This window comes from Bifidobacterium sp. POST2/T3 (B1), from assembly GCF_058197115.1.
The window spans coordinates 1-9,667 of record NZ_JBVPQK010000087.1 but is presented as its reverse complement, the minus strand read 5'-3'; the positions used below and the strand labels follow the sequence as shown (position 1 = coordinate 9,667).

The window sequence follows — 9,667 nt, the reverse complement described above, 5'->3', positions numbered from 1 at the left end:
TTCTTCTCCCGGGCCAACGACCGTCGGCGCGGCGGCTTCCTGGAGTCCCAGGGCGGCGGGACCATCCTGCTGACCCGCGGTGACATCGCCCTGCGCATGGGTCTGCCTGTGGCTGGCGTGGTCGGGTACATCCACTCCTTCGCGGACGGCGCCCACACCTCCATCCCCGCACCCGGGCTGGGGGCTCTGGCCGCCGGCATGGGCGGCAGGGACTCGGACCTGGTGCGCTCGCTGGCCAAGCTGGGCGTGGACCCCGACGACATCGCCGTGGTCTCCAAGCATGACACCTCCACCAACGCCAACGACCCCAACGAGTCCGAGCTGCACAACACCCTGGCCCACGCCATCGGGCGGACGGATGGCAACCCGCTCTACGTCATCTCCCAGAAGAGCCTGACCGGCCATGCCAAGGGCGGCGCCTGCATCTTCCAGATCAACGGGCTCACCCAGCTCTTCCGGTCCGGGGTCATCCCGGCCAATGCCTCCCTGGATTGCGTGGATCCGGTCCTGAGGCGTGACGACCATCTGGTCTGGCTGGAGCAGCCTCTGAAGGTGGGCAGGGTCAAGGCCGGACTGGTCACCTCCCTGGGCTTCGGCCATGTCTCCGGCATCGGGGTCATCGTCAGCCCTGGGGCTTTCGAAGCTGCCGTGCTCCAGACCTCCGGCCAGGAGGCCCTGGACGAGTGGCGTCGTCGGGCCAACGACCGTCTGGCCGCTGGCCAGCGTCGCCTGGAGGAGGGCCGCATGGGTCGGGCCCCGCTCTACGAGCCCATCGACAACCGTCGCTTCCATGAGGACGGCCACGGGTATGTGGGTCATGAGGTCGAGAAGGCCATGTTGCTGGATCCCCAGGCCCGCTTGGGTGCCGACGGCTACTACGACCGAGGTTGAGAGCAGCGTGAATTGGTCGGTTACCTATTCTCTGCAGTGGGAGATGGGAAATCGGTAAGAGCTTAATCACTGCGCTGATCAGGGAGGTGGGCCAAACGGCTCACCTCCCCTTTTGTTATGTGGGGTGGATGCTCATCAGCTGCTCGTACTCGGGTGATTGCTTTCTTCACGGGAGAGTGGATGAAATGTCCCTGGGCACGTCAGGCTTGGCTATTACCATCCCTTGTCTTGCTTCAATGCTGTTTGAGGGGCAGGCGGCCTTTACAACTTGACCGTGTTTGGCTCCTGTTCATGAAAAGGTATAAAAAGTAGATGGGTGGCCCAGGTTTTACTTGGGGTTATTGCTGGGCCACCCGAATGGCCGGACTTGTCTTTGGGGAGTCGTCCGACCGCTTACTCGTACGAAGTGTTGGTGTTAGTGGCCGCTGTTATGGAATTCCTGCGGCTGCGGTTTGTTGTCATAATACTCATGGCGAGAAGCCCGATCACCATAGCCACGCCGATATTTTTCCCTTCAGCAGTGGGCAGGATTCCATGTTGTACAAGGCTCTGCCCAGTGATGCCTACATAGGTTTGTCACTGAGTAAAATCACGCAGTGATTAATTGACCGCATGTTCCGGCTGGCCCATGTGCTATGCTGTTTACCGAGCCAACGGCTTTGCGGGCGTAGCTCAATGGTAGAGCCTCAGTCTTCCAAACTGATTACGCGGGTTCGATTCCCGCCGCCCGCTCCACAATAATCGTTGATATTCCGCCATTCTCGGCGGGTTTTCCAACCTCTTGGAGCGGTCAGGATCGGGCCTGACTGAGCGAGATTTCCGCCAGTATCCGGCACTTTACGGGCTAAATGGGTACACGATAGGGTACACAGCGGAGACTGCTGGATGGTAGTGGCTACAGAGCTGTCCAACAGCGTCATGCCAGCGTTGTGACTCCTGCTGCTAATATGGCGAAATCTTCTTTATCCCCCTGCAGTCGTTCGCTCAGGAACTTAGCTATCAATGACACAGCGGGGGGGTGCGGAATCCTCAATTTCCGACCGGATGATTTGCTGCAGTGGCCGATGAGGGGCATACTCGGGCCTATGGAAGATGCCGGGTTTGGACAAGTGCTGGGGTTGGGACATGACCTGGTCGACCTGAAGGAGTTCGGCCGGCAACTGGCTATGCCTGGCACACGTATGACAAGCTTGTTCTCGCCTCGGGAGCGGCGGCAGGCCCAGCAGCGGGCCCTGCTCAAGCATGACGATACGGCGGCGCACTTGGCCGTGCGCTGGGCCGGCAAGGAATCGGTGCTTAAGGCCTGGTCGCAGGCGCTGGGACCTGAGCCATCGCCCTATGGATTGGATGATTTCCCCTGGAGCGGGGTGGAGATCCTGGATGATGGCCGGGGTCGGCCGAGTATCAATCTAGAGCCTTCCGTAGAAGCCAGGCTTTACGATTCCTTACCTCTAACCGGTGGTCAGGTCAATCGAGTGCAGTTATGCTGGCACATCGCTCTCAGCCATGACGGACCGATGGCTTCAGCGGTCGTGCTTTTGTGCAGGTGTGTCTGAAATTAGGCTAGGACACATGACGCATGTGGCGGTAATTCCTAGTTATCGTGTAAACAGCCAAATAGAAGTCTTTGGTATATGAGGCGATGCTCTGACTCTGTCGAAGAAGAAGTCGAATTCGGTGTTCGAGGCTTCAGATGCAGTCAGTGCTATGTATTACACGCGTCGTTCTAAGGGTTGACTGCGGTTCCCGTGTAAACTACATACAGCTTCTTCTTGCGGTGTGTTCCCTGCTTAGGTAGGGATGATCCTTTGTGTCATTAGGATTTTATATGCTCCCTGAATAGTCAGGGTATATAGAACAACTTGTGGCATTAAGAGATTATAAATTTGGTAAATTCTGATTCTCTGTGCTATGCTCATAAATTGTTACAACGAAGTTGTCCAATTAGCAGGTTCGCTGAGCTAGGAACGGGGGAACAATGAGCGGAGTGATACCAACAGACTTGGATCTTGACGCTATAGCCATGTCCTTGTGGGGCAAGACTAATCTGCTTAACGAGGATGACTGGCTACAAGTTTTCGCGCATTTGAGTGATTCCGCTGCGGTGGCTAGATATCTTTGGCGTGACTGGGTGCCCTGGGGCACTCGAGAGATCATCATCCGCGATGTTGGTGATCCGGAATTGGCTCGCAAAGTCTGCATGTTTATCACCGGTGTCCATGATATCGGTAAAGCAACCCCGGTTTTCCAAAGCAAACCGTTGACACATGCACCGGGCATGCAGGATCTCTCTTTGCAATGGAAGCCTAGACAGGCTGGCCTGCGGTTCCCTGATGTGCCGATTACAGACACCAATTATCCTACCCATCCCATAGCGGGCCAAAGGATTCTGGAGTCTTATCTGAAGCAGGTAAGGCATTGGAGCAAGTCGGTGGCTGAATCCTATGCCTGTGTCGTTGGGGGGCATCATGGTCAGCCTCCTACCCGTCAGGCCCTGAGCAAGTCCGATATGGATGTACGCATGGGTACCGCTCGGGGTTATGAGGACTGGACTAAAGCACAGCACGAACTGATTGAATTCGTGGCCAAGCAGTGTGAACTCAGTGACGATGACTTCGCTCGGCTGAGTGGAAAGCGGCTGAATATATACGCCGAATCGGTGCTGGAGGGATTGGTCATCATGGCCGACTGGATCGCCAGCAACAGCGACGACGATCTTTTTCCCCTGGTGCCGCTCAACCCCCCGAACTATGACGAGCAGACCTGGGACCGGATGAATTCAGTACGTACGCGAGCCGGTCTTAAGGCCCGTCAGGAGCGCGGATGGCGTAATCTCGACCTGCCTCCGAAGTGGCAGCCTATTCATGAACAAATCAGCATAGGGGAGCGCTTCGCTTCTAGATTTGATCTGCCGACGGGGGCCAATCCCAGACCAGTCCAGGAGCAGGCTGCGCATTTGGCGGAAACGACCAAGGATCCGGGCATTATGGTCATCGAAGCGCCCATGGGCGAAGGCAAGACCGAAGCAGCCCTGGCCTGTGCGGAAATTCTGGCGGAACGAACAGGCAGGGGAGGAGTCTGCGTGGCCCTGCCGACAATGGCCACCACCGATGCCATGTTCTCGCGTTGCAAGAGCTGGATCGATAGATTGCCTCAGCCGGAAGGACGCTCTGAGAAATCCACCTCACTCAGACATGGCAAAGCTGCTCTCAACAGGGAATTCATGTCAATGATGGCTTCAGCTAAGAATTCGGCCACCTCGTCAGTCTTCGATGAAGATGTCCCGCAAGGCTCCGCTGCGCAAAAGGAGGCCTATCCGGAGGCAGTGGCGAATGACTGGCTGCGAGGCAGAAAGAAAGGAGTGTTGGCTAACTTCCTGATCTGTACTATTGATCAGGTGCTCATGGCCGCTTTGCAGATGAAGCACGTCAGTCTGCGGCAATTGGCTCTAGCCAACAAAGTTGTCATTGTTGATGAATGTCATGCTTACGACACCTACATGCGTGAATATCTCAAGCGGACCTTGGAATGGCTGGGAGGATTCCACAACCCAGTTATCCTCCTGTCGGCAACTCTGCCTGCATCGCTGCGACATGAGCTGGTGGACGCTTATATTAAAGGGTATGCCTCGGTGCTTGGAGGATCAGGCAGTCAGACGAAGCAGTCCCTCGCGGTTGCACCGCGTCGTTTTGCAAGCATGGAGGCATTTACTGATCGTTACTACAAGCCACATATTGATAAGACTTCTGCGTCTTCACAGGCAGGTGACAAGCAGCTCTCTAATGAGGAGAAGGATCCTGACGATCTGCATGCCTATCCGCTGATTACTTACACGTCTGGAACGACCTGCCGGTCTAGTTCGGTGCAGCCATCAGGCCGTGCGGTGGACATCGATTGTCATGTCATCGATGACGATCTGGGGCATCTTGCAGACTTACTGAAAGAGCGGCTGGCTGCAGGCGGGTGTGCCGCTGTGATCTGCGACACTGTAGATCGTGCCCAGAAAACGGCTGCGGTTTTGTCCGATGAATTCGGCCCGAATCAGGTCAGACTGACGCACTCCCGCTTCATTGACCGGGATCGTATGGACAACGAAAGAGAACTTCGAGAGTGTCTTGGTCCGGATGCAACCCTAGCCAATGGAGGACGCCCTCACCGGCTGATTGTCGTGGGCACTCAGGTTCTGGAGCAATCCCTGGACATTGACTTCGACCTCATGGTCACCGATATAGCTCCGGTCGATCTGATGTTACAGCGCATGGGTCGTCTGCATCGCCATCGCCGTGGACAAGGTGAGAGCGACCGTCCAGCTGGTCTGCGGAAAGCCTTCTGCTATCTGCGGGGCATGGCCTCCTGGAACGCAGATGGCCCGGTATTTCCTGACCATGTAGACAGCGTCTATCCGCCGGCATCCATGCTTGAAGCCCTTGCTGTGCTTGGTCTGCAAGGAGACGGCACCCACCGCTTGCTGCAGCTTCCTGATGACATCGCTCCGTTGGTCCGCACGGCTTACGACTCTGATGCAGTTGCACAGCTGATACCCAAAGCCTGGCAAGAACGGTATCGGCTGGATGCGCACAAGCGTGCCGAAAAGGATGCAGAAGAGATCGATAAGGCCCAAGTCTATTTGATGAAAGATTCGGCGCATCTGCTGCGCCAGTCTCACACCTTGGTGGACCTATTTACAAGCACTGTGGACGCCAGGTCGGAAGCCAAAGCCAGACAGGCCGTCAGAGATACTCATGATTCGGTGGAGGTGGTGCTTCTGCGCCGGTGCGGCGATGAGTATGCGCTTCTGCCATGGATCGGAGGCGATACAGTACCTTGCGGGGCTCCTGTGCCTACAAAAATCGAACCTGAGAACCATCTGGCGCAAGTGGTGTTGCGTTGTGCGGTAAATCTGCCTGATCGTATCTGTCATGATATTGATGCTCTGATCAATGAACTCGAAATTCGAGCTGGTGATTGCGTTGATGCATGGCATCAATCTCCTTGGCTAGATGGCTGTTTGCCGTTGGTCTTAGATGAGGAGGAATCCGATTCGGATCGCCGCAGATTCGTCACCACTGTGCATGGCTTCCTTATCGGATACACCCGTGAGGATGGGCTGACCTGTGTGAAAGCCGACAAGGGCGGGGAGAGCTGAATTTGCATGCCTCGCTAGTTGCAGGCATTTTCCACTTATGAATAACCGAACAATTAGAAAGGACAATGATAATGAATGATATTGGAGCGACCGGCAGAGGTCGGCCGTCGTTCAATCTCTTGGACCAGCCTTGGATCAGGGTTACCTATCTGGAAGGACGTGTCGACCTGGTCTCCCTGCGCGACCTTTTGGTTGAGGCCCATCGAATCCGTGAGATTTCCAGTGACATGCCTCAACAGACCCTGCCCATACTAAGGATGACCGAAGCTGTGCTCTACAAGGCATACGCTCAGCGGTATCTACCCATGATCGGGGGTGATAATCCGACGGCCTTGTTGCAGCTGTGGTGGACACTCTGGCAGACTGGGCAGTTCGACCCTCAAGTAATTGATGACTACCTTGAGCGCTATCACGACAGGTTCGATTTGTTCAATCCAGAGCATCCCTTTTATCAGACGCCGGGATTGACCTACTCGTCCGAGGATAAAGAGTATGACAGCATTGGCGAACTTCAAGCTGACGTGCCTAAGCCCAAGAAGTTTCTTTTCTCCATGCGCGCCAAGAACGACTTGGACTCGCTTACCTTGCCTGAAGCAGCCCGATGGCTGGTCTTTCTCCAGGCCTATGACCCTGCAGGCATCAAATCGCCGGTAGATGGGGAGACCCATGTGCGGAACAACAAGGTTTACCCGCCCAAGTCCAAGGTGGGAACTGGCTGGTTGGGTGCTCTGGGCAATGTCTATCTGGAACAGGACAATCTGTTCGCCACCCTGATGCTTAACTGGTGCTTGATCAATCCACGAGGCCGTGGGGATGATGATATCTGGTTCGGTAAGCCCGGTGATTTGGCTCCTTGGGAGCGTGAGCCGGCCGGTCCTGACATGAATCCCGACTATCACCCTGCAGGCATTGTGGACATGCTCACTCTGCAATCACGCAGGGTGAGGCTCGTGCCCGATAGTTCAGGTTCCCGTGTGGTCGGGATCATCGTTTGCTACGGCGATGTCATCAGCGCTGACAACATGGATGCTTATGAGCCTATGACAGCCTGGCGTTACGGCAGCGAGAACCTGCGGAAGAAACTGGGGCTGCCGACGGCTCCTCGCATGCCAGTCACATTCACTTCTGACAAGGCCATATGGCGGCAGCTGCAGCCTTTGATCAGCGCGGGAAGCAACGGTGCAGGTCAGACTGACGACACCCGTCCCGGCGTTATTCGATGGGTTGAGACTCTGTTGAACTGGGATCAGGATGATGCCGGGTCAGGAAAAGTAATGCAGATGGCTCGCATCCATACCCAGAGTATGATCTATGGTCCGCAGAACAGCTTCTTCTCGGATGCCATTGATGATTCGCTGGATGCAAACCTTCAACTGCTTCATTTGGATACTGCTGCCGTGGATGTGGTGGTTCAGGTTGTTGAGCGTACTGAGGATTCCGTCAAGGCATTGGACTCCATGGTTGCCCAGTTGAACCAATCCGCAGGCGACAAAGCGCAGAAGGACCGCTTCTATGCCGTAGTGGCCCGCGTCAAGGAGCGCGCATATGCTTCCCTGGATCAGCTTTTCAGACAGCGGATTGCGGAGTTCGGCCCTTCAGAAGACATCGAACGCTACCGGAATGACTGGTTCCAGGCCATTCATCGGGATCTGATCGGCATAGCTGGTGAGTATCGTGATCAGTCTCCGGCACCGTCTTTCCTGCCCAAGGCCAATGGTGCCCGATCTTCTGAGCAGATCTTCGATAGATTCCTAAGCCAATTGAATAAATATCTAGGTCCTCTTCCCTCGCGTGAAGGTGAGGCCACAAATGAAAAGGAGGTTCAATGATGACTGCAGACACCGTGACAGACGATCATGTCTTGTCAGTCGACGACCGCAAACAGGCTGTCGGGCGATACGCCAACCACCGGATCGGGGAATTGCAGTACGCCTACACGGTTCAGGCCAGCAGCGTGGCCAGGGCTCATCTGGCTATGCTGCGCCGAGGCATTGACGATGGCAGGGTGCGGTGGATGAATGTCGGGTTTGATCTATATGAGGATTGGCCACAGGATATCCTGGGAAACCCGGCCCTCGACAACGACCCTAATATCGTCACTGAAACACGGGCTATTGCCACTGCCTTGCAGATGTATGCGCTTCATCAGCAGTCGAAATCTCAGGGTATGGCCTGGATGCCTGATCATAAGCAGCAGGCGCGTTCCGAGCGCTTCCGTTACAGTTTCGGCCACGCATGCCACATGATTGACGCTGACCAGGACGGTTCCAAGGCCACTCCGGTTCTTCGAAGGCTACAAATCATGGAGGATGCTCCTGATTTCGACGGTATCCGGCATCAGCTGTATTCACTGATAAGGATGATGAGGAATCAGGATGTGAAGCTGGACTATCAGGCTTTCGCCCAGGATCTTTATCTGCTGCAGCTGCCTGGTCGGAGGGCCTCTGTCTTTCACCGTTGGGCTCGGCAGTATTACGCCGTGCACAAGGCCGCGGAGGCGAAAGAGGGCGAAAAGGCTAATAGAACAGCTGAGGTCTAGCAGAACGGTCAATGATGACAGGTCGTCTCGAACAATTCGTCATCAAACAGATACACATACACAAGATCACCAATTTTCAAAATAAATATTAAGGAGAATATGCCATGTTTATGGATATTTACGCAGTACAGAACGTCCCTCCGAGCAACATCAATCGTGACGAGACGGGCAATCCCAAGACCGCTCAGTATGGCGGTGTCTTGCGCTCGCGTGTCTCCAGCCAGGCCTGGAAGCGGGCCATGCGTGAGACCTTCAAATCGTTGCTGGACAAGAAGCAGCTGGGGGTACGGACGAAGAACGCAGTCGAGCTGATCGTGAAGGCCATGGTCGATCAACGGCCCGAATCAGAGGATCAGGCTGAAAGCTACGCCTCCTTGGTGTTGCAGGCTACTGGAGTCAAGGTTGTCGCTTCCACTCGTGCAGGGGCGGCCAGTGGCAAACCAGTCACTCAGTACCTGATCTTCATCGGCAATACCGAGATCGGGAGGCTGGCCAATATTGCTCTGGAATGGATGGATCAGGGAAAGGATCCGGCAAAGGCACCAGATTCGGCTATGAAGAAGGAAGTGTCGGGGGTCTTCCACGGTGAGCAGGCGGTTGACATCGCCCTGTTCGGCCGTATGCTGGCTGATGCCCCTGACCTGAATACGGATGCCAGCGCTCAGGTGGCTCACGCTATCTCCGTGGATGCCATCAAGCCTGAGTACGACTATTTCACCGCCGCTGACGACTTTACTGAAGCAGACAATGCCGGTGCAGCCATGATCGACTCCGTAGGTTTCAACTCATCCACGCTCTATCGCTACGCGACCGTGAACCTGGATGCCTTGCAGGAGCAGATTGGCAATGCAGAGGCGACTGCGAGAGTGGCTTCGGTCTTCGTAGAGGCCTTCATCCGATCCATGCCGACCGGCAAGCAGAATTCCTACGCCAACAGGACCCTGCCCGAGACCTGCATTGTGGCCTTCCGTGACAGCCAGCCTATTAATGCCGTGGAAGCCTTTGAACGTCCGATTGCGGCTGAGCATGATCAGCCTATCTCACAAGTCGCTGGACGCAGGCTGGTTGCGGAGCTGCGCAGGATTCAGGAT

At 55.6% G+C, this 9,667-nt stretch carries 6 protein-coding genes and 1 tRNA gene; all 7 read left to right on the top strand.

What is annotated here, in order from left to right; all coding sequences use genetic code 11:
* The coding region (locus AC0AP0_RS05795; RefSeq protein WP_490429679.1) for a hypothetical protein at nucleotides 1-891 on the top strand (891 nt) is incomplete at its 5' end.
* Between the two features lie 661 nt (nucleotides 892-1,552).
* Nucleotides 1,553-1,626 (top strand) — tRNA-Gly (locus AC0AP0_RS05790).
* A gap of 329 nt (nucleotides 1,627-1,955) precedes the next feature.
* The gene (locus AC0AP0_RS05785; RefSeq protein ID WP_490429678.1) at nucleotides 1,956-2,447 is read left to right on the top strand and encodes a holo-ACP synthase; all 492 of its coding nucleotides are present in this window, start codon (nucleotides 1,956-1,958) and stop codon (nucleotides 2,445-2,447) included.
* 422 nt (nucleotides 2,448-2,869) lie between these two features.
* Entirely contained in the window at nucleotides 2,870-6,037 is a 3,168-nt protein-coding gene (locus AC0AP0_RS05780; RefSeq protein ID WP_490429677.1) for a CRISPR-associated endonuclease Cas3'', read from the top strand.
* Between the two features lie 71 nt (nucleotides 6,038-6,108).
* Nucleotides 6,109-7,866 carry a type I-E CRISPR-associated protein Cse1/CasA gene (gene casA / locus AC0AP0_RS05775; RefSeq protein WP_181415158.1) on the top strand — a complete coding sequence of 586 codons (1,758 nt, stop codon included), beginning with the start codon at nucleotides 6,109-6,111 and terminating at the stop codon, nucleotides 7,864-7,866.
* The gene (gene casB, locus AC0AP0_RS05770; protein WP_110425788.1) at nucleotides 7,863-8,576 is read left to right on the top strand and encodes a type I-E CRISPR-associated protein Cse2/CasB; all 714 of its coding nucleotides are present in this window, start codon (nucleotides 7,863-7,865) and stop codon (nucleotides 8,574-8,576) included. Before casA ends, casB begins: the two co-directional genes overlap by 4 nt.
* A 104-nt stretch (nucleotides 8,577-8,680) precedes the next feature.
* On the top strand, nucleotides 8,681-9,667 hold a 987-nt coding region (cas7e, locus tag AC0AP0_RS05765), incomplete at its 3' end, for a type I-E CRISPR-associated protein Cas7/Cse4/CasC (protein ID WP_490429676.1).

What these genes read in the sequence shown, in the direction of transcription:
- AC0AP0_RS05780 (WP_490429677.1), top strand. Translation starts at nt 2,870, where the DNA reads ATGAGCGGAGTGATACCAACAGACTTGGATCTTGACGCTATAGCCATG.
- casA (WP_181415158.1), top strand. Translation starts at nt 6,109, where the DNA reads ATGAATGATATTGGAGCGACCGGCAGAGGTCGGCCGTCGTTCAATCTC.
- AC0AP0_RS05785 (WP_490429678.1), top strand. Translation starts at nt 1,956, where the DNA reads ATGAGGGGCATACTCGGGCCTATGGAAGATGCCGGGTTTGGACAAGTG.
- casB (WP_110425788.1), top strand. Translation starts at nt 7,863, where the DNA reads ATGATGACTGCAGACACCGTGACAGACGATCATGTCTTGTCAGTCGAC.